This window comes from Pusillimonas sp. MFBS29 (genome assembly GCF_020687695.1).
In the GTDB taxonomy this organism is placed as follows: Bacteria; Pseudomonadota; Gammaproteobacteria; order Burkholderiales; family Burkholderiaceae_B; genus Pusillimonas_C.
The window spans coordinates 31,342-50,759 of the sequence record NZ_JAJEWL010000007.1; the positions used below are offsets into that span (position 1 = coordinate 31,342).

Consider the following 19,418-nt stretch of genomic DNA (forward strand, 5'->3'; position numbering starts at 1 on the left):
GGTTTTACAGCAGTTCTTTGCGCAATTGTGCCGGCGCTTTGGGGGATAACAGCCCCGGAGCAACATCGAACACCGTTTTGGCACCCGACTGACCTTGCTGGCTCATGCGGAAAACGGCACGTGCATACGCCACCAGCACACTGGAAGTGAACTCAGGGTTGCTGTCCAGCTTCAATGAATACTCAATGACCTGCGTGGAATCCTGGCCTGTTTTGCCGCTGCGGATGACAAAACCACCGTGCGGCATGGCGCCATGGTCACGCTTCAGTGCTTCTTCGCTGATGAAAGTGACTGTGGTGTCATAGTCGGCAAAGTAGTCCGGCATGGTCACGATAGCCTGCTCGACTTGTGCGGCATCCGCGCCCTCTTCCAGCACGACATAACAATCGCGCGTGTGCTTCTGGCGGGTTGTCAGACTGGGTAGGGAACCACTGCGCACCTGCTCGACAGCCGCCTCAACCGGAATGGTGTATTGAACTGCGCCCTTGACGCCCTTTATGCGGCGCACCGCGTCGGAGTGGCCCTGGCTGAGTCCTTTGCCCCAGAACGTATAGGTGGCCCCTTCGGGCAGCACGGCCTCACCAAACAGACGGTTCAGCGAGAACAGGCCCGGATCCCAGCCTACCGAGATCAGTGCGGTGTTGCCGCCAGATTCGGCCGCCTTGTTCACCGCTTCGAAATACTCGGGAATCTTTGCATGGGTGTCGTAGCTGTCTACCGTATTGAACAAGGCTGCGAGCGCCGGGCCTTGCTCGGGCAGGTCATTTTTGGAACCACCGCACAGCACCAGAACATCGATGTCATTCTGAAAGCCTGCGATGTCGGCCAGCGCATGAACCGGCAGATCCTTCAAGGTCTTGACGCTGGCCGGGTCGCGGCGCGTGAATGCCGCTACAAGTGTCATATCGGCATTCTGGGCGATCGCCTGTTCCACACCACGCCCGAGGTTACCGTAACCTACGATACCAACTCTGATTTTTTTATCCATGACCAGCAAATCCTTTGCGTTCAACTAATTCAAGATTATGACGGGTTTGATTGTACCGAAGCCAAAAAAAACCCCGCAAGGCTTGCACCTTGCGGGGATCCGAACTTAAGCCGGGGCGATCAGGCGGTTGCGGCCTCGGCGGTTGCAACTTCATCGTCGGCCACCGAACTGCGAATCAGGTGGTCGAACGCGCTAAGTGCAGCCTTCGCGCCATCGCCGGCGGCAATGACAATCTGCTTGTACGGCACCGTGGTGCAGTCACCCGCGGCAAAAACACCGGGCAACGATGTCTGGCCCTTGGCGTCGATCTCGATCTCACCATGGCGTGACAGCGCCAGCGTATCTTTCAGCCATTCGGTATTAGGCACCAGGCCTATCTGTATGAAGACGCCTTCCAGATCAACCCTGACCATCTGATCGTTAGTGCGATCTTTATATGTCAGGCCATTGACCTTCTTGCCATCGCCATGAATCTCGGTGGTTTGCGCCGACACGATGATGGTTACGTTGGGCATGCTGCGCAACTTGCGCTGCAATACTGCGTCAGCACGCAATTCATCGCCGAATTCGATGAGCGTTACATGCGCCACCAAGCCGGCCAGATCAATGGCTGCCTCGACACCGGAGTTACCGCCACCGATGACCGCAACGCGCTTGCCCTTGAACAAGGGGCCGTCGCAGTGCGGGCAATAGGCAACACCGTTATTGCGGTATTCTTTCTCGCCCGGCACATTGATTTCGCGCCAGCGCGCGCCGGTCGCAAGAATGATCGACTTGCTTTTGAGCACCCCGCCATCAGCCAGACGCACCTCGGTCGAACCCTTGCCGGGAACCAATGCCTGGGCTCGTTGCAGGTTCATGATGTCAACGTCGTAGGCCTTTACATGCTGCTCCAGGGCCGCGGCGAACTTGGGTCCGTCGGTTTCCGGAACTGAAATGAAGTTCTCTATGCTGTTGGTATCGAGCACCTGGCCACCAAAGCGTTCAGACACAACGCCAGTACGTATGCCCTTGCGTGCGGCATAAACGGCTGCTGCAGCGCCGGCAGGTCCACCGCCGACGATGAGCACATCGTATTCTTCCCTGGCGCTGATTTCTTCAGCACGACGTGCGGCTGCGCCCGTATCCAGCCTGGACAGGATCTCTTCGACGCTGGAGCGGCCTTGTCCGAAGATTTCGCCGTTCAGGAACATGGTGGGCACAGACATAATCTGGCGCGCTTCGACCTCATCCTGGAACAGGGCACCATCAATGGCCACGTGCTTGATGCGCGGGTTGATGACGGACATCACGTTCAAAGCCTGGACGACGTCGGGGCAATTCTGGCAAGACAGCGAAAAATAGGTTTCAAACTCGAAGTCGCCTTCAAGATTGCGAATTTGTTCGATCACGGACTCGTCCAGCTTGATGGTATGGCCGCCAACCTGCAGCAGCGCCAGCACCAGCGACGTAAATTCGTGACCCATGGGAATACCCGCAAAGCGAACGCTGATGTCAGTGCCGCTGCGGTTGATGGTGAATGACGGCTTGCGCTCATCGCTATCGTTACGCTCGATCAGCGAAATCTTGTCCGACATTCCCTCGATTTCCTGGAGCAGTTCGCGCAATTCCCGCGACTTGGCGCCATCGTCCAGGCACGCCACGATCTCGATGGGTTGCGAGACCATTTCCATATAGGATTTCAATTGGGTTTTAAGATTTGCATCCAACATAACGATTCACCTTCTTGATAAGAGGAATTTCAGGAAATGCCGCGTACAGGCTCATGGCCTGCGCGCGGCGTACGATATAGTCAACCTGCTTATCGCAAGCGAGCGTTTGCTTAGATCTTGCCAACCAGGTCAAGCGAAGGAGTCAGGGTTGCAGCGCCTTCTTCCCATTTGGCCGGGCAAACTTCACCGGGGTGCGCAGCGATGTACTGAGCAGCCTTGACCTTGCGCAGCAGCTCGGAAGCAACGCGGCCGATACCGTTGTCGTGCACTTCCATAACCTTGATTTCGCCTTCGGGGTTAACCACGAAAGTACCGCGCAGCGCAATGCCTTCTTCTTCGATCAGAACTTCGAAGTTCTTGGCCAGCACGTGGGTGGGGTCAGCAAGCATGGGGTAGTTCACTTTGCTGATTGCATCGGAAGTGTCGTGCCATGCTTTGTGCGAGAAATGGGTATCTGTCGAAACACTGTAGATTTCAACGCCCAGCTTCTGGAACTCTGGATATTGCTCAGCCAGGTCTTCCAGTTCGGTGGGGCACACAAAAGTGAAGTCAGCAGGATAGAAAACGAAAACCGACCATTTGCCAGCTACGGACTCGTCGCTGACGTCGATGAATTTGCCGTTGTGGTATGCGGTTGCTTTAAATGGTTTGATTTTGGTATTGATCAGGGACATTTGCGTTTCCTTATCGTTGAAAAGGGTTGAGAAAATCTGAGTACACGATCAGTATAGGCAAGCCCTATTGATTTGTAAAATTGATTAATATTATTAATTCAATAGACTTAAACTATGACAAGGCGATTAAAAAACACGGAAATGTTTCCGTGATGAACTTGCATAGGTCGAATGCCTAACAGACGGGTACTAGTGTACAGTGCCGCCCGTGCTTGGGCAAGGTTAACCCTGATTCAATGTCACGAATCAGGTCAATGTTTCTCGCCCGCGCTCGCGGCAACACTACGCGCCCTGACCAGCAGCGGGCGACCGGCACCCCAGCCATTAAGGGCGACCACCAATCCGAAAATCAGGAACAGCCATACGGTCGCGCCATAGCCTCCCGTTGCGCTATACACCGCGCCCACCAGCAATGGGCCGAGCGTGGCGAGCACATACCCTACGCCCTGAGCCATGCCGGACAAATACGCGGCCACGTGAGAATCGGGTGAACGCAGGACGATGACTGTCATGGCCATGGCAAACAAACCGCCCTGGCCTATTCCTTGAAATATCGCCCAGGCCCAGATCGTAGACGCTGGTGCCTGGACCACACCTATCAGTCCGGCGGCTGCGACCAGCCCCAGAACCGCGTTGATCCATTTCTGATCCTTGAATCGTAGGGCCAGTGTCGGTACCAGCAAACAGGTCACCACCTGCACCATGATGGACACAGATGCAACCAGCCCGGCCTCGATGCCATCCAGGCCACGCCAGCGCAATATCGGTGCCATCCACCCCATCACAGAATAGGCCAGCGCAGACTGAACCCCCATAAAGAAAGTTACCTGCCATGCCAGGGGATCACGCCATAAGCCCGTTACTGTGCGTCGCGCACGGCCGGCAGCCCCGCTGGCCCGCAGTGCCTGTGGCGCCCAGATCAATGCCACAAGCGCGGCCGGAATCGCCCAGAATGCCAGGCCCAGCTTCCAGGAGCCTCCGAACGTATGCACGACAGGCAGGGTAATCGCCGCCGCCGCGGCCGCGCCTCCGCACAGGGCCATGGTGTACAGCCCTGTCATCAGGGCAGCATGGCCGGCAAAATCACGCTTGACCACACTGGGCAAAAGCACATTGCCTATCGCAATTCCGGCACCGGCCAGGGCCGACCCGATAAACAGGGTTGTCAGGCTGCCCGTGCCACGCAATGCAGTACCCACCATGATTACCAGCAAAACGCACAATAGCGTGCGCTCCGGCCCAATTTTTTGCGAAATTCCCGGGGCAAGCGTTGCAAACAGGCCCAGACACAGCACCGGCAATGTAGTCAGGTAACCGGCCTGCGCCGACGACAGACTGGTTTGCTGCAACAGATCGGGCAGCAGCACCGAGAGACTGGCAAACAAGGGGCGCAGATTCAAGGCAATGAGCATCAGGCTCAGGCCCAGCAAGATCGTCGCAAACCGGCTCCGGGATGACGCTGTAGCGGGAAGTCCCCGAGGGTTCGATTCTGAAGTCATAGTACGGCTATAGGCTTGCCGGGGTCTGGTGCCCCAGGCTGTGGGGTGGATTGAATGCCAGATCATACCCCCACCCGGCTGTCTGGTTCGCTTATCCATCACGTAAAGGTACCGGGAGATGCCCGCGACACTGCACGCATCACGGCCATTGTGCATCCGGCCGCTTGCCTCTATAGTGAACCCGAAATACGGAGACATGGATGCCGGCACCCGCCGAATTGAGCGCACACCAGCTGAAAGAGTGGATTCACGACGCAGATGAAGTGGCCGTACTGGACGTACGCGAATATGGACAGTTCGGCGAAGACCATTTGTTCTTTGCAGTGTCCCTGCCATACAGCGAGCTGGAGTTGCATCTTGGCCGGTTGGTGCCTCGCCTGCAAACGCGGGTAGTGCTTTACGGAGACCGGCATACCGAACACGCAGTACGGGCAGCAGCGCAGATCATGAAAGGCCTGGGCTATTCCGACGTGAACATCCTGAAAGGCGGTACAGACGCCTGGAAAACCGCCGGATTCGCCTGCTTTGCCGGAGTAAACCTGCCCAGCAAAACGTTTGGCGAGATCGCGGAACACATATACCGTACACCGCATATATCAGCGACTGATCTGAACGCGCTGCTGCACGATAGCCGGCAGAAAGTCGTGGTCGTCGACGGCCGCCCGGTACCCGAGTACAGAAAAATGAACATTCCGTCGGCGATCTGCTGCCCCAACGGTGAGCTGCCGCTGCGCATTGATGAAATCGCGCCCGACCCGGATACCACCATAGTCGTGAATTGCGCAGGCCGCACGCGCAGCATTATTGGCGCCCAAACCCTGATCAATCTTGGCATACCTAACAAGGTCTACGCTCTTGAGAACGGCACTCAAGGCTGGTATCTGGCCGACTTGCCGCTGGAGCATGGGTCCAACCGTTTGTATCCCCGGCAAACTGACACAAAGAATACGGCCGCCTTGCAGGCACGTTCCCAGGCCCTGCGCCACCGTTTTGGCATTCCGTCTGTTGATGCGGCAACCGTCGGAGGCTGGCTCCGCGACCAGACGCGGTCCGTGTTTCTGTGCGACGTCCGCACCGCCGAGGAGCACGCCCGGGCCGACCTGCCACCCATGGTTCAGCACACCCCAGGAGGGCAACTGATACAGGCAACCGACCAGTACGTGGGCGTACGCAAAGCCACTCTTGTATTGTGCGATACCGATGGCATCCGTGCACCCGTCGTTGCAAGCTGGCTTAAACAGCTGGGATGGAAGGTGTTTCTGCTGGAAGACCCCAGGAGCCTGCACGACCTGCCCCGACCGGTTCACCATCAGCCGGTGCTCAGGCACACCCGCTTGCTTGCGGCCGAGCACTTGCCGCAATTTCTGACGCAGAACCCGGACGCCCTGTTGCTTGACGCGCGCCCCAGCCTTAAGTTTCGCGAAGCGAGCATAGCCGGCGCACGCTGGGTGATCAGGCCGAACGTGGCTATCGAACTGGATGGCCTGTCGAACCATTGTGCCGTGTTGATGGGCCACGATACCGCCCGCATGTCTTTGCTTGCCCATGAACTTGAGGCCAACGGCTGCACCAACATTCATATTTGCGTCGTCGGAGCAGGCTTTCCACACGACACTGGACTGCAGATCGTGTCCCACGAGAACATGCCGGACGATGCCTGCATAGACTATCTGTTTTTCGTGCATGACCGGCACGACGGAAACAAGGCGGCGGCAAGAAAGTACCTGGAATGGGAAACCGGCCTGCTTGCACAAATAGACGAACGCGAACGCAACACGTTTGCCTTCCAGGCATGACCACCACTTCATTACTGACCCCGCCAATCTGATGCCGCGCAAGTCCTGATCCAGGCCCCGCCGGGTGGCACTGAAAGGCTGTTGCATACCGCAGCAAATGTCACCAAACCATGTCTGGAATACTTCCAGGCCATTACAAAAACAGCGTATCAAAGCCGGAGTCTTTCAGCGCATTTCAAAACCGCCAATTGCGCTTGCGGCCATAGCGCACGCCCACTACGCTGGCTCCATATTCTTTGAATCAGGAGCAGCAATATGAGCACAAAAAGTAAATTTGGACGGGTTATCGTAGTTGGCCTGATGGCATTTGCACTGGCCGGCTGCACCTCTTCTTACGACAGGAGAGCGAACAACACAATGATGGGTGCAGGGCTGGGAGCCGCCGCAGGCGCAGTCGTCTCTGGAGGTGACCCGGTGTATGCCCTGGGAGGCGCCGCAGCGGGCGGCCTGCTGGGCAATATCCTGACTCAGGACCGCGACTATCGTTCTCGTGATGATTACCGTGAACGCGATTACAGGCGCAGGTCAGACTCGTACCGCAGCCGTGACCGCGATCGCCGTCACCGCCACAGGGACTAAGCACCACCAGCGCAACATGCATGCGCATGGCCTTATGCGACCGGCCTGAACGACAAAGTCAGCGTAAGGCCTTTGCCCGGCCCCGTCGGCTCGACAACTTCAAGATCCCACCCCTGGACCACGCACACGCGCTTGGCAATGGCCAGGCCCAGGCCGACTTCGTCGCCGGGATGCAGCATCGTGCCCGGGCCGGACCGGGCATCGACTCGACGGGTACTGTAATACCGGTCAAACAGGCATGGAACGCCTTCCAGGTTGATGCCCGGCCCGTCATCGCTGAATCTGAGGCCATGACCGGCCGAGGCAATTTCCAGTGTGGCAGGCGCCGCATGGGCTACCGCGTTGCGCACGATATTCCTGATGACGGTCAGCAGCATATGGCGGTTGACGTGTTCGATATGCTCACCGGCCACCTGATTGCGTAGCGCCAGTCCGCGTGACCTGGCCTCGGGTTCGGCACGGGCAAACACATCGTCGACACATTCTTTTATCGATATCGGTTCAACCTGACCATGCTCTGCCTGTGCCAAACAGTACGTGGCCTCCAGGCTCTGTGTCATTTCGTCAGCCGATCGCATGATGCGCTCGAAGCGCAATGCCACCTTGTCCGGACAGCCCGCTTCCAGTCCACCCAGTTCCGCATCCGTTCTGATCAGTGCCAGCGGCGTCCTGACTTCATGATTGAAGTTCGATGAAAATTCTTTTTGATCCGCCAGCGCCTGGTCGATGCGATCCTGCATTCTGTTGAAGGCTTCCGTCAATTGCGCGCCTTCATTGGAAGCCAGGCCAAACATGCGCGGACGGCCGGGCGCCCAGCGCGCCAGGTGAGCAGTAAGCGCCTGTATGGGCTGTACCGCCCACTTGGCCAGCAAACGAGCCAACAGGTATGACAACACCATAAAAAACAGCGCGATGCCAAGCAGCACCCAGCCAAATCTTCCGGAAAACGCCTGGGCACTGTGTATATCGTAGGCAACATACAACCGGCCGTCACGTGCCTCTACCGCCATCACCTGCCAGGTTTTGTCCTCTATGCGCACGCGACTCAAGCCCAGGGGCTGCGTGCGCAATATCGCAGGCATGTTCGCCGCAGGGTGTGCATCGCTCTCGCCCCAGGCGTGCATATTGGGCCCCAACTGACGTTCAAATGCCGGCGTCCAACTATCGCTTTCCAGGGATTTCTTGGCTTGCAAGCGCATGGCCTCGGTTTGCACGAGATGGGCGATCACGCGTTCGCCCATGCTTTTCTGAGCTTCGTAAGCAAGAAAGCACACCGCAACGACAGACACCCAAACCAATGCGGTCAAAGCATAAGTGACGCGCAAGACCAGCGAATGCCTGCTGGGCCGCTTCTGGTCGGAAAAACTATTTTGCATCGCTCAGACGCCAACCGCTGCCACTAACTGTTTCTATCCCGGCATAACCGTGCTCCGCCAGTATGCGTCTGAGAATGTGTACCTGACTACGCAGCGCATCGGAGTTCGGCGGACCGTCTTTCCACAAGGCACGCTCAAGACTTGCGCGGCTGATCAGGCGTCCGGGATGTGTCAGCAACAGTTCCAGTATCAACATCCCCTTTTTGGGAAGATGGACCTGTTTGCCATCCACCCATACCTGCTGATTGCGTACCGACATACGCAATGTGCCATGGCAAAGTTCGACCAGAAATCCAGGCCTGTTATCGGCGCGACGCAACAAGGCTTTGATCCGGTAAACCAGCTCCTGCAGTGCAAAAGGCTTGGTCAGATAGTCGTCGGCCCCCACCGTAAAACCGACTTTCTTGTCTTCGAGGCTGCCTCTTGCCGTCAGCAGAATCACCGGGATGCGGGAATTGAGCGTGTCACGCAGGTGGGCCAGAACTTGCAACCCATCCTTACCTGGCAGGCCGATATCGAGTACCAGCAGATCAAACTTCCTGTCGGCCAGCGCATGAATCGCCATGTTGCCGTCATAGACCGCATCGACCAGAAAACCGCTCAGAGTCAGGGCCGTGCGAACATTACCAGCCAGCGCGGCATCATCTTCCACGACCAGAATGGAATATGCGGAGTAATAAGCACTATCTCTGTCCATAAATACATCTAGAAAATTTGATTGCCTGGATCCAGCAGCGGGACCTGACCACTAAAACCTGATGGACATCAAGAAAACTTGACGCCAGCTTCACATCCGCATCAATAGAATGCTAATGCAAACCAATCTTATTACCAAGAAAACCACTGATTTGACCTGATTTCGCTACGCGCGTCCAGGGACAACGTCGCATCTAAAGGAAGAACGCATGTCAGCAGGAACAGTGCCCGACCATCCGGAACTCAACACCCTGATTCCAACGGAGTCATTCGAAGGCGCATTTCGCAAGTCCATGTTTGCCACGGCCGTGGTGGGTGGCGCCCTGGCCATCAACCCGGCCCTGGCACAAGACAACACAACCATACTGGCCCCGGTAACCGTGCAGGGCCAGGCGAGCGACTACAAAACACCGGACAGCATCAGCTCGCCCAAGTTCACCGCCCCTCTGCTCGACACACCACGCAGCGTCACCATCATTCCCGAACAGCTGATCGAGGATCGTGGCGCCACATCGCTGCAGGATGTGCTGCGCACCACGCCGGGCGTGACGCTGGGTTCCGGCGAGGGCGGCACGCCCGTGGGCGATCGTCCCTTCATCCGGGGCTACGAGGCCAGCACTGATATTTTTGTAGACGGCGTGCGCGACTACAGCCGTGGCTCGCACGAAACCTTCAATCTGGAATCCATAGAAGTCATCAAGGGACCCAGCTCAGCCTACACGGGCCGGGGCGGTACCGGCGGCAGCATCAACCTGCAGACCAAAACCCCCAAGCTGGATGATTTTTTCGTGGCAACGGCGGGCTTCGGCAACGCAGATCAGTGGCGCATGACTGCCGACGGCAACATCGCCTTTTCCGATACGGGCGCCTTCCGCCTGAACCTGATGAAAATGGGCGGCGACGTGCCCGGCCGCGATGGTGTGACCGTGGATCGCTGGGGTATTGCACCGTCGATCGCATTCGGGCTGGGCACACCAACACGGGTCACGCTAAGCTACTCTCACATTGAGAACAACGACATGCCCGATCTGGGCGTACCGTTCAGAAATGATGCCAATCCTGACCGTACAACCCCGCCCGGCGTAGACCGCAACAACTTCTATGGCCGTCACAACGTAGACTTCCGGGAAAACGTCTTCGACGTGGCCACCGCCCAGATTGAGCACGACATCAACAGCGATGTGACCGTACGCAACACCACACGCTATGGCACGACACTGAACAACTATCTGATGACACGACCATCCTTTGACAATTGCGACGTGGGCGATGGCCCACCGTGCAGCACCGAAGGCCCCGGCGTGCAATTCACTCGCAGCGACCGCGCACGCTGGCGCAGTTCCGAGACCATCATCAACCAGACCGATCTGTACGGCAGTGCAATGACCGGCTCGGTAAAGCACAACTTCGCCGCCGGCTTTGAGTTCAGCAAGGAAGACATTTATTCGAAATCGGTATCCGGCCTGCCCGGCAGTGATCGTGACTTCCTGTACAGCCCCAATCCCGATCGCGACTATAGCTACAACCTGACGCGTGGCCCCAAAACCAAAGATGGTGACATCAAGACCAGCTCCATCTATGTCATGGACACCATGGATCTGAACGAACAGTTCTCGGTCAACCTGGGTTTGCGCTATGACAACTTCCGGGTGGCCAACCAGACTGACTCACGCAAAGACACCTTCTTCAACTATCAGCTGGGCGTGGTGTACAAGCCGGCGCATAACGGCAGCATTTATCTGTCGTATGCCACCTCGGCCAACCCCAGCGGTGAGAATCTGGGCCAGGCAGGCGGTGCCGACGGTGCCGCCAGCGGCGCAGCCATTCGCGACCTGGAACCCGAAAAGAGCCGCAGCCTGGAACTGGGCACCAAATGGGACTTCCTGAACGACCGTCTGTCGTTTACCGCCGCCTTGTTTGAAACCAAGAAGACAGACGCCCGCAGCACTGACCCGCTTACCGGCGACGTGACCCTGGCAGGAAACAACCGCGTGCGCGGCCTGGAACTTGGCCTGACCGGGTCCATCACGCCCAAATGGGATGTCTGGGCGGGCTATACCTACCTGGACCCCAAGACGACCGAATACCAGAACGGGGCAAACAACTACGATGGCAACCAGATGAAATTCATCGCCAAGCACAGCGCTACGCTGTGGACCACCTACAAGGTGCATCCGCAGTTCCTGGTGGGCGGCGGTGTTTCATATCTGGGCGAACGCTATGTCGATGATGCCAACACCATGACGCTGCCGTCCCATGTACGCTACGATGCCATGGCCCGCTACGACATCAACAAACAGTTCTCGCTGCAGCTGAACGTCAACAACATTTCAGACACCGAGATCTACGACGCCTCGCACGTGGGCTTGTTCGCCAATGTAGGGGCCGGTCGCTCTTACATGCTGACGGCAACCTACCGTTATGAGTAATACGCGATAATAGGCGTAGCGGCGAGCGGTATTCCGCTCGCTTTTTTTATGCAGTATTCACCCGCCAACCAGCAAAAGGAGCGGCAAGCATGTTGCTGAGCATTCCCGACATCCTAACCACAGAGACGACCCGACAAATCGTCGATCGTCTTGAACAGGCTGACTGGAAAGACGGCAAGGGAACGGCGGGCCACCTGGCCGTGCGGCAAAAACAGAATGCTCAGCTGGATGTTGCCGACCCATTGGCACAACAGGTTGGCGACCTTATCCTGTCGCAGCTGTCGCAGCACCCCACTTTCATATCGGCAACCCTGCCCTTGCGCATACTGCCGCCCATGCTGAACCGCTACGCCCGCACTGAAACCTATGGCGACCATATCGACAACGCCATCCGGACCATTCCCACCACGCAGGAATACGTGCGCACCGATATTTCAGCCACCTTGTTTCTATCTGCGCCCGATGATTACGATGGCGGAGAACTGGTCATCAACGACACCTATGGTCAGCAATCGGTCAAGCTGCCGGCCGGCCATATAGTGGTTTATCCAGGTACCAGCCTGCATCGGGTCAACCCTGTAACACGGGGCGTGCGCTACGCGGCCTTCTTCTGGGTGCAAAGCATGATCCGGGACGACGGCCAAAGAGCCTTGCTGTACGAGCTGGACGGCTCCATCCAGGCCCTGACGGCCAGCGGCGCAAACGCCGACGAGGTCATCCGGCTATCCGGCGTTTATCACAACCTGGTACGCCGCTGGGCGAATACCTGATCCACACCCATGAGCCACGAAACCCCCACCTGTCTTGCCGATTACGAAACACTGGCCCAGCAAGTCTTGAGCCCTCAAACATGGGCATACCTCCAGAGCGGCGCGGCCGATCAGCTTACCTTTGTGCGCAATCAGCAAGCCTTCACCGACATCCGGCTATGCCCCCGTCATCTGCAGAATATGCAAGGAGGCAATACCGCTCTTGATTTGTTCGGCACCAAGCTGGATTACCCCATACTGATTGCGCCCGTCGCCTACCAGAAGCTGGCTCATCCCGACGGCGAACAGGCCTGCGCACTGGCCGCTTCGGCCATGCGTGCGACCATGGTGGTCAGTACCTTATCCAGCACAACACTCGAAGACATCGCAAACACGGCGTCCTCTCCGCTTTGGTTTCAGCTTTACCTGCAAACGGAACAGGCCGACAGCCTGGCGTTGATACGGCGCGCCGAAGAGGCCGGCTATCGGGCACTGGTCATCACAGTAGACGCAGCATTGAATGGCTGCCGTAATGCCGAGCAGCGTGCAGGTTTTGTGCTGCCGGATCACATCTCAGCCGTAAACCTGGACGGCCGCAAACTGCCCGCACATGGACTGTCGGTTCCCGCAGGCGCATCGCTGTTCCAGAACCCCGCATTGGCCAGGCTGCATGACTGGAGCGATATAGAGTGGGTGGTCGCTCACACGCGATTACCGGTCCTGATCAAAGGGATCCTTGCGCCTCAAGATGCACGGCGCGCCATTCAGGCCGGTGCGGCAGGCATGATCGTGTCCAACCACGGAGGGCGGGTGCTGGACACCGTACCCGCGAGCATTGAAGCATTGCCTGCTGTGGTCGAAGCCGCCGGCACGACCCCGGTACTGCTCGACGGGGGCATACGCCGAGGCACCGATGTGTTGAAAGCCCTGGCACTGGGCGCCAGGGCCGTCATGCTGGGCCGACCCATCATTCATGGTCTGGCGGCGAACGGCCCATCCGGCGTCGCTCACGTCATGCACATACTCAGAACCGAGTTTGAGATGGCCATGGTGCAGTGTGGCTGCAGGTCGGTCAGCGATATCGACGCATCGGTGCTGTGGCCTGCCGGTGGCCCTGGCCTTAATCGAACTTCTTGCGCAACAGACGCAGCGCATTCAAAGTAACCAGCGCGGTAGCGCCGGTATCGGCCAGCACAGCAATCCACAGGCCTGTGACTCCCAGCACGGTGGTGACCAGGAATATCCCCTTTAACCCCAGCGCAAAGACCACGTTCTGATGAATGTTTGCCATGGTCGCGCGCGATAGCGCAACCAGATGGGCCACATCCGTAACCCGACTGTTCAACAGCGCAGCATCGGCCGTTTCCATCGCCACATCGGTGCCGCCACCCATGGCAATACCCACATCGGCCGCAGCCAGTGCCGGTGCGTCGTTGATGCCATCACCCACCATGGCGACCTTGGCGTCGCGCTTCATCTTATTGATCAGACTCAGCTTGTCTTCGGGCAGAAGTTCCGCTTCCCAGTCCATACCCAGTTGACCAGCAATGGCCCGGGCGGTACGGCTGTTGTCACCGGTTAGCATGACGGGGCGCACACCCATGGACTGAAGCCGGGCAATACCGGCCTGTGCATCTTCTCGGGGTTCGTCCTGCAGCGCCACCAGCCCCAGCGCCTTGCGGGCTTGTTCATCAAACAGCACCGACACCGTCTTGCCGTCGTTCTGCAGCGTCTTGATGCGGGCGTGGTGTTCAGGCAAAAGCACGGCCTGCTGATCGGCGTAAACAGGCGATCCGACTGCCAGAGCACGGCCGGACACGCTTGCATGCACCGCCTTGCCTGCCGAGACAAAAGCCTGCGTTGCGACGGGGATACGAATATTCGCAGACCCGGCACGTCGCAAGATGGCGTGCGCCAGCGGATGATTCGAGCCGGACTCCACACTTGCGGCAAGCGCGAGAATGGCATCCTGGCTATCGTCGGTAAGCGATACGATGTCGGTGACACGCGGCTGGCCTTGCGTAAGCGTGCCGGTCTTGTCGAACGCGATGGTGCCAACCCGGCCTATGGTTTCCAGGGCATTGCCGCCCTTGATCAGCAGCCCGCGACGCGTGGCCACCGCCAGGCCCGAAGCAATCGCGGCCGGCGTGGACAGCACCAATGCACACGGGCAGGCAATCAGCAACAAGGCCAGTCCACGATAAAGCCAGGTTTGCCAGTCTCCCGCCATGGCCAGCGGCGGAACCATGACGATCAGCGCGGCCAGCGCCATTACTGCCGGCGTGTAATAGCGACTGAACCGTTCGATGAAACGGGCAGTAGGCGCCTTGGTCGCCTGCGCCTGTTCAACCAGATGAATAATGCGCGCAATCGTGTTGTCGGCGGCCGTTTTCTCGACACGCACATGCAGCACCCGATCGATATTGACGGAACCGGCGAAGACATGACCGCCAACCGACCTGGCCAGAGGAATCGACTCGCCCGTTACCGGCGACTCGTCAAGGCTGGATGCACCCTGGATAATCATGCCGTCAGCGGGCACACGGTCGCCAGGACGTACGAGCACATGGTCACCCACACTCAACGACGCGGCGGGAACATCACGCTGCCCGCCTTCCGCATCAAGCAGAACGGCGGTCTTGGGCACCAGGGCGACCAATGCATTAATGCCCGCCCTGGCACGGCTCGCGGCCACACTTTCCAGCAGCTCGCCGACTGAAAAAAGAAATACAACGGCTGCAGCCTCCTCGGCCTCGCCTATCAACAGTGCTCCCAGTGCAGCGACCGACATCAGCATTTCGATCGAGAACGGCGTACCGGAGCGTGCCAGCGCAAGCGCCCGGCGCGCAAACGGAAAAACTCCGGCAAGCACCGCGACAGTGAACACCCAGCTCCCGTAACCGGGGAAAAGTATTGCCATCAGGTAAGCGGCGCCCATCAGGATACCCAGACCCACAACCTGCCTGCCGCGCGTGGTTTGCCACCAGCGCTGATCTTGCCCGGCCGCGTCATTGCATCCGTCTGCCCTGGACACCGTGCCCGGACCGGCGAGCGCGACCACGCCAAACCCCAGGCCCCTGATGACTTTTTCAACATCGCTGACCTGGGTGGACGATCCAGGCGCCAGCGTCAGCTCCAGCTTTTCAGCAGCAAAGTTCAGACTGACACCGGAAACGCCCGACATACGCGCCAGTGCCGTTTCTATCTTGCTGACACAACTGGCGCAATCCATGCCTTTGATATGAAACTGCATAAGGTTTCTCCTGTATATGGAACCATTAGAAACCCTGTAGCGACTTCAGAGTCAAGCATGTATAGTAGCTATAGTGTTTAACCATCAAGGACAGGCATGAACATCAAGATAGGCGAGCTTGCCAGGCACACGGAATCCACGGTGGAAACCATACGCTATTACGAAAAAGAAGGGCTGCTGCCTCAGCCGCTTCGTAGCGCAGGCAATTACCGGCTGTACGGCCGGGAGCACATTGAACGACTGCGATTCATCAGGCATTGCCGCAGCCTGGACATGGCGCTGGACGAAGTACGAACCCTGCTTCAGTTTCGCGACGCACCGCATGAAGATTGCGGCGACGTCAATGCACTGCTGGACGAGCACATACAGGCCGTCGAAAACCGCATGGAAGAATTGCAGCAACTAAAGCGGCATCTGGTTACTTTGCGCCAGAAATGCGCAAGCCCGGCGCCGGCGGCCTCGTGTGGAATACTGCGCGCCCTTGATGATCAGTCATGCCATGCCTGACCGTAACCCGCGACGCTACTCAAATCGCTCGTGCGAACTGGCCGCCGCCTTGCGCCAATAGCTCGCGGCACGAATACGGCTTTTATCCAGCCCCAGGCCGTCGGTCAGGTACTGGCGGACAGCCTTGATTTCACTGTACTCACCTGCCGCCCAGGCATAGCCCTCGCCTTCCGGCAGGCGGATGCCGCGCAAGGCCGAGTCGAAGGCACCCATGCCCTCGGTCGGACCATCACCCACCACCCATTGAATATCAAGCCGGCACTGGCAGGAAAACGCTTGCCTGGTATCTTCGTTATTGATTTTGATGATCACGATGGCCTTGGCCGCAGGCGGCAACTCTTCGAGCCGTCGGCCAATGGCCGGGATGGCGGTTTCGTCACCGATCAATAAATGCCAGTCGAAGGCCGTAGGCACCAGAAACGACCCGCGTGGCCCGGCAATACCCACGAAATGCCCTGGCTGCGCATGGGCGGCCCAATCTGTAGCCGGCCCGGCCTGATGCAGGACAAAATCGATATCGAGCTCGTTGGCCACCGGATCGTAGCGACGCGGCGTGTAGTCGCGCATGGCCGGCTTGGGCTTGTCGGGCGCAAAATTCAGACCTGTGGACCCTACCACCGGCACATTGGGCCTGGCACCCGGTTCATCGGGCACCATAAGCTTGACGTGGTCGTCGAACGAAGCCGAATAAAACCCGTGAAGATCGTCACCCGTCAGGGTAATACGCCGCATTGCCGGGCTTAATTGCGCAGTCCGCTTCACCGTCAAGGTACGAACCTTGATGGGATGCTGCACTTTTTCTACCTTGAATTTATCTGTGGTCATTACTGTTCTCTTGAGTTTGCCCTGGTAATGTCGTCGCCAGCGGGCACTTGCTGAATTTCCTGGGTAGCTCGCCGCAAAATGGCAGCAATGCGTCGTTGCTCGGTGTGGTCTGCCTCGCTGTGCGCCAGCAGCGATGCTCTTAACGCTCTGCCGGCCCGCACAAATTCCGGCAACCAGCCGGTGGCCTGCGCGGCAGCAGCCTCGTTCTCGGTGGACTGATTCATCCATAACATCTTTTTTGCAGCATGCCTGAAAATGGCAAGCAGATGCTGCGTATGCTCGGCATGACACTGCAAATAGTCACGGCCTGCCGGGGTAATGCGATAGTTCTTGCGCTTGCCCTTGAGCTCGACTTGCGCAAGACCTGCAGACTCGATCTGGCCCAACGCTGGATACAGTACACCGGGACTGGGACTGTAATAGCCGTAGGACAGCTCATCAAAGCGCTTGATGAGCTCGTAACCATGCGCCGGTTCACCCCCCAGAGACCAAAGCAGCAGCAATTGCAACTCTTCGGCGTTGAACTTGCGCCCCCTGGTCAGTCGCGCATCACGCTGGAGCGGAGACTGGATTCCAGATTGGTCGATGATGGTCGTGGCAGCCATGCAAGTAAACTTAAGTCTAACGATATATCTTAAGATATATAAATAGCCCTGTTTTGTCAAATCAATTAATAATAAGAACTATTACCAATAAAACAAGAATGGCTTTTGCTTTTATATATAATTTCTGGATGAGCCAAGCTTCTGAACATCGTTTTATTGAATCGTAGCCTGGCCTTTTTATTGGATCAGCTTGCGTCGCTTTCAGCACATCTTGCCCAAGGAGAAAATATGAAATTGCCAAGGTGGATTTGGCTGAAGGCTTGGACATGTTGTGCATTGTTTGCTTGGGCCGGCGCAGCTTCTGCCGGGTTGCCGGCAGGCTTTGTATATCTTGACGACGTCATTCCCGACCTGAAGGTCGAGCTGCGTTACACCGGCAGCCATAACTTTGTAGGCAGACCCGTAACCGGATACGAAGAGGCCCGCCCGGTACTGAGCACGCGGGCCGCAGAAGCATTGGTAAAAGTGCAGGCGGATCTCAAGCGCTTTGGCCTGACCTTGTTGGTTTTCGACGCCTATCGGCCGCAGCGGGCAGTTGATGACTTCGTGAAATGGGCGAGCGACCTCGATGACATACGCACCAAGCCCGAGTTTTACCCGGCAGTTGAAAAGCAAAACCTGTTCAAGGAAGATTACATCGCAGAACGGTCGGGCCACAGTCGCGGCAGCACGGTTGACTTGACGCTGACCTCTCTTGACGGGGCCGAACCTCTGGACATGGGTTCAGAGTTTGATTTCTTTGGCACTGAGTCCTGGCCCGAGCATCCGGTGCTGACGACGCAGCAACGCGCCAATCGTCTATTGCTGCAAACCGTCATGACGAAGCACGGGTTCAAGCCTTACCCCAAAGAGTGGTGGCACTTCACGCTGGACAATGAGCCCTTTCCGGATGATTACTTTGACTTCTTGCCTCAGTAGCGCATCTGTGGCGCTGCCCTCCCCCCGAGAGCCGCAAACCGTTTTGCAGACTGTAGACTGACCTTAAGATGATGAAGATACCTATTTGGAGTTACCGCAATGAGCCAACCGCTGCTGATCATTGAACCCCAGGCCTACGAACTCTGGCTGGACGAAAAGCTGCTGACGCGCCTGGCCGGCGGTGCTGCATCGCTACTCGGTGGAGCTGGCCCGCAACTGCGGGAAAGCGACATCGAGGCTGCAATCGAACATGCCGAAGATTGGCTGATGCCGTTCAGCAAGTTGTTCGAAGGGCTGCAATTAAAGGTCAACGACAAAACAGGCCGGCTGCAACACTATTTGAGTGGCCCTGAACATCACTCGGTCGAGCAGGTAGAGCAAGCATTCTCGGACACCCACTATGAAGTGGCCCATGGGCGGACCAAAGACAGCGATGCCGTCGCTGACATCGTGCTGCTGCGCGAGCTTGCGCATCACGGCCGGCTTTCAGGTATTTCTGTTTCCTATTAGCCCTGCATCAGCATACTTATCATCGCAACGAGAAAGGCTCAGGCTGACGACGCGGTATATCGGGCATCTGTGGCACTGCCCCTCCTAGAGCCGCCAGCCGTTTCGCGGACTGTACACGTACATACGTCTTGACTGCTTCACGAATAAGGTCCGCTTTTTCAATTCCTGGGTCGGCTACTTGCAGTGCCCTTTCAAACAGTGCATCGTCAATGGTTACTGTGGTTCGCATTTGCTGCCTCCGTTAACCGCGCATCACTATATGCATCACTTTGCATTAAAATACGGATTCCGCATGCATTTAG

Annotated in this window: 19 protein-coding genes; 8 read left to right on the plus strand and 11 right to left on the minus strand. The window is 57.6% G+C overall.

Annotation, left to right across the window (positions count from 1 at the left end; translation table 11 throughout):
* Positions 1-4: 4 nt before the first annotated feature.
* The 4 genes from LKR43_RS11190 to LKR43_RS11205 form a co-directional block, all read right to left on the minus strand.
* Positions 5-988 carry a diaminopimelate dehydrogenase gene (locus LKR43_RS11190; RefSeq protein ID WP_227684148.1) on the minus strand — a complete coding sequence of 328 codons (984 nt, stop codon included), beginning with the start codon at positions 986-988 and terminating at the stop codon, positions 5-7.
* A gap of 119 nt (positions 989-1,107) precedes the next feature.
* On the minus strand, positions 1,108-2,700 hold the full coding sequence (gene ahpF / locus LKR43_RS11195; protein ID WP_227684149.1) for an alkyl hydroperoxide reductase subunit F: 1,593 nt from the start codon (positions 2,698-2,700) through the stop codon (positions 1,108-1,110).
* Between the two features lie 110 nt (positions 2,701-2,810).
* On the minus strand, positions 2,811-3,374 hold the full coding sequence (gene ahpC, locus LKR43_RS11200; protein ID WP_227684150.1) for an alkyl hydroperoxide reductase subunit C: 564 nt from the start codon (positions 3,372-3,374) through the stop codon (positions 2,811-2,813).
* Positions 3,375-3,625: 251 nt separating this feature from the next.
* Complete coding sequence (locus LKR43_RS11205) at positions 3,626-4,873, minus strand: MFS transporter (protein ID WP_227684151.1); 1,248 nt, start codon at positions 4,871-4,873, stop codon at positions 3,626-3,628.
* Between the two features lie 200 nt (positions 4,874-5,073).
* Between LKR43_RS11205 and LKR43_RS11210 the strand changes: the two genes are divergently transcribed.
* Complete coding sequence (locus tag LKR43_RS11210; protein ID WP_227684152.1) at positions 5,074-6,669, plus strand: rhodanese-like domain-containing protein; 1,596 nt, start codon at positions 5,074-5,076, stop codon at positions 6,667-6,669.
* 255 nt (positions 6,670-6,924) lie between these two features.
* Complete coding sequence (locus LKR43_RS11215) at positions 6,925-7,248, plus strand: hypothetical protein (protein WP_227684153.1); 324 nt, start codon at positions 6,925-6,927, stop codon at positions 7,246-7,248.
* 32 nt (positions 7,249-7,280) lie between these two features.
* Here LKR43_RS11215 and LKR43_RS11220 read toward each other — a convergent pair whose 3' ends face one another.
* Both LKR43_RS11220 and LKR43_RS11225 read right to left on the minus strand, forming a co-directional pair.
* Positions 7,281-8,624: a HAMP domain-containing sensor histidine kinase gene (locus LKR43_RS11220; RefSeq protein ID WP_227684154.1), complete on the minus strand. Its 1,344-nt coding sequence runs from the start codon at positions 8,622-8,624 to the stop codon at positions 7,281-7,283.
* Complete coding sequence (locus tag LKR43_RS11225; protein ID WP_227684155.1) at positions 8,614-9,321, minus strand: response regulator transcription factor; 708 nt, start codon at positions 9,319-9,321, stop codon at positions 8,614-8,616. Before LKR43_RS11225 ends, LKR43_RS11220 begins: the two co-directional genes overlap by 11 nt.
* Positions 9,322-9,529: 208 nt before the next feature.
* Here LKR43_RS11225 and LKR43_RS11230 point away from each other — a divergent pair, with 208 nt between their 5' ends.
* The 3 genes from LKR43_RS11230 to LKR43_RS11240 all read left to right on the plus strand — a co-directional run bounded on the left by LKR43_RS11230 (position 9,530) and on the right by LKR43_RS11240 (position 13,662).
* Positions 9,530-11,749, plus strand: a complete 2,220-nt coding sequence (locus LKR43_RS11230; protein WP_227684156.1) for a TonB-dependent siderophore receptor — start codon at positions 9,530-9,532, stop codon at positions 11,747-11,749.
* A gap of 89 nt (positions 11,750-11,838) precedes the next feature.
* Positions 11,839-12,519: a Fe2+-dependent dioxygenase gene (locus LKR43_RS11235; protein ID WP_227684157.1), complete on the plus strand. Its 681-nt coding sequence runs from the start codon at positions 11,839-11,841 to the stop codon at positions 12,517-12,519.
* Between the two features lie 9 nt (positions 12,520-12,528).
* Complete coding sequence (locus LKR43_RS11240; RefSeq protein ID WP_227684158.1) at positions 12,529-13,662, plus strand: alpha-hydroxy acid oxidase; 1,134 nt, start codon at positions 12,529-12,531, stop codon at positions 13,660-13,662.
* Here LKR43_RS11240 and LKR43_RS11245 read toward each other — a convergent pair.
* Complete coding sequence (locus LKR43_RS11245; RefSeq protein ID WP_227684159.1) at positions 13,619-15,751, minus strand: heavy metal translocating P-type ATPase; 2,133 nt, start codon at positions 15,749-15,751, stop codon at positions 13,619-13,621. The two genes, LKR43_RS11240 and LKR43_RS11245, sit on opposite strands and share 44 nt — an antisense overlap.
* A 96-nt stretch (positions 15,752-15,847) precedes the next feature.
* On the opposite strand from LKR43_RS11245, the gene cadR reads away from it, so the two are divergent.
* The gene (gene cadR / locus LKR43_RS11250) at positions 15,848-16,258 is read left to right on the plus strand and encodes a Cd(II)/Pb(II)-responsive transcriptional regulator (RefSeq protein WP_227684160.1); all 411 of its coding nucleotides are present in this window, start codon (positions 15,848-15,850) and stop codon (positions 16,256-16,258) included.
* A 15-nt stretch (positions 16,259-16,273) separates the two neighbouring features.
* On the opposite strand, the gene LKR43_RS11255 is transcribed toward cadR, so the two are convergent.
* From LKR43_RS11255 to LKR43_RS11265, 3 genes are all read right to left on the minus strand, one after another.
* Positions 16,274-17,083, minus strand: coding sequence for a siderophore-interacting protein (locus LKR43_RS11255; protein ID WP_227684161.1), 810 nt, complete (start codon positions 17,081-17,083; stop codon positions 16,274-16,276).
* On the minus strand, positions 17,083-17,688 hold the full coding sequence (locus LKR43_RS11260; RefSeq protein ID WP_227684162.1) for a PadR family transcriptional regulator: 606 nt from the start codon (positions 17,686-17,688) through the stop codon (positions 17,083-17,085). Before LKR43_RS11260 ends, LKR43_RS11255 begins: the two co-directional genes overlap by 1 nt.
* A 61-nt stretch (positions 17,689-17,749) precedes the next feature.
* Positions 17,750-17,956: a hypothetical protein gene (locus LKR43_RS11265; RefSeq protein WP_227684163.1), complete on the minus strand. Its 207-nt coding sequence runs from the start codon at positions 17,954-17,956 to the stop codon at positions 17,750-17,752.
* Positions 17,957-17,964: 8 nt separating this feature from the next.
* Here LKR43_RS11265 and LKR43_RS11270 point away from each other — a divergent pair, with 8 nt between their 5' ends.
* Both LKR43_RS11270 and LKR43_RS11275 read left to right on the plus strand, forming a co-directional pair.
* The gene (locus LKR43_RS11270; RefSeq protein WP_227684164.1) at positions 17,965-18,606 is read left to right on the plus strand and encodes a M15 family metallopeptidase; all 642 of its coding nucleotides are present in this window, start codon (positions 17,965-17,967) and stop codon (positions 18,604-18,606) included.
* Positions 18,607-18,705: 99 nt separating this feature from the next.
* A complete protein-coding gene (locus LKR43_RS11275; RefSeq protein ID WP_227684165.1) occupies positions 18,706-19,116 on the plus strand; it encodes a hypothetical protein in 411 nt (136 codons plus the stop codon).
* A gap of 19 nt (positions 19,117-19,135) precedes the next feature.
* Here the strand turns inward: LKR43_RS11275 and LKR43_RS11280 are convergent, their stop codons facing one another.
* Entirely contained in the window at positions 19,136-19,345 is a 210-nt protein-coding gene (locus LKR43_RS11280; RefSeq protein WP_227684166.1) for a type II toxin-antitoxin system VapB family antitoxin, read from the minus strand.
* Positions 19,346-19,418 lie beyond the last annotated feature (73 nt).

What these genes read in the sequence shown, in the direction of transcription:
- LKR43_RS11190 (WP_227684148.1), bottom strand. Translation starts at nt 988, where the DNA reads ATGGATAAAAAAATCAGAGTTGGTATCGTAGGTTACGGTAACCTCGGG.
- ahpF (WP_227684149.1), bottom strand. Translation starts at nt 2,700, where the DNA reads ATGTTGGATGCAAATCTTAAAACCCAATTGAAATCCTATATGGAAATG.
- ahpC (WP_227684150.1), bottom strand. Translation starts at nt 3,374, where the DNA reads ATGTCCCTGATCAATACCAAAATCAAACCATTTAAAGCAACCGCATAC.
- LKR43_RS11205 (WP_227684151.1), bottom strand. Translation starts at nt 4,873, where the DNA reads ATGACTTCAGAATCGAACCCTCGGGGACTTCCCGCTACAGCGTCATCC.
- LKR43_RS11210 (WP_227684152.1), top strand. Translation starts at nt 5,074, where the DNA reads ATGCCGGCACCCGCCGAATTGAGCGCACACCAGCTGAAAGAGTGGATT.
- LKR43_RS11215 (WP_227684153.1), top strand. Translation starts at nt 6,925, where the DNA reads ATGAGCACAAAAAGTAAATTTGGACGGGTTATCGTAGTTGGCCTGATG.
- LKR43_RS11220 (WP_227684154.1), bottom strand. Translation starts at nt 8,624, where the DNA reads ATGCAAAATAGTTTTTCCGACCAGAAGCGGCCCAGCAGGCATTCGCTG.
- LKR43_RS11225 (WP_227684155.1), bottom strand. Translation starts at nt 9,321, where the DNA reads ATGGACAGAGATAGTGCTTATTACTCCGCATATTCCATTCTGGTCGTG.
- LKR43_RS11230 (WP_227684156.1), top strand. Translation starts at nt 9,530, where the DNA reads ATGTCAGCAGGAACAGTGCCCGACCATCCGGAACTCAACACCCTGATT.
- LKR43_RS11235 (WP_227684157.1), top strand. Translation starts at nt 11,839, where the DNA reads ATGTTGCTGAGCATTCCCGACATCCTAACCACAGAGACGACCCGACAA.
- LKR43_RS11240 (WP_227684158.1), top strand. Translation starts at nt 12,529, where the DNA reads ATGAGCCACGAAACCCCCACCTGTCTTGCCGATTACGAAACACTGGCC.
- LKR43_RS11245 (WP_227684159.1), bottom strand. Translation starts at nt 15,751, where the DNA reads ATGCAGTTTCATATCAAAGGCATGGATTGCGCCAGTTGTGTCAGCAAG.
- cadR (WP_227684160.1), top strand. Translation starts at nt 15,848, where the DNA reads ATGAACATCAAGATAGGCGAGCTTGCCAGGCACACGGAATCCACGGTG.
- LKR43_RS11255 (WP_227684161.1), bottom strand. Translation starts at nt 17,083, where the DNA reads ATGACCACAGATAAATTCAAGGTAGAAAAAGTGCAGCATCCCATCAAG.
- LKR43_RS11260 (WP_227684162.1), bottom strand. Translation starts at nt 17,688, where the DNA reads ATGGCTGCCACGACCATCATCGACCAATCTGGAATCCAGTCTCCGCTC.
- LKR43_RS11265 (WP_227684163.1), bottom strand. Translation starts at nt 17,956, where the DNA reads ATGTCCAAGCCTTCAGCCAAATCCACCTTGGCAATTTCATATTTTCTC.
- LKR43_RS11275 (WP_227684165.1), top strand. Translation starts at nt 18,706, where the DNA reads ATGAGCCAACCGCTGCTGATCATTGAACCCCAGGCCTACGAACTCTGG.
- LKR43_RS11280 (WP_227684166.1), bottom strand. Translation starts at nt 19,345, where the DNA reads ATGCGAACCACAGTAACCATTGACGATGCACTGTTTGAAAGGGCACTG.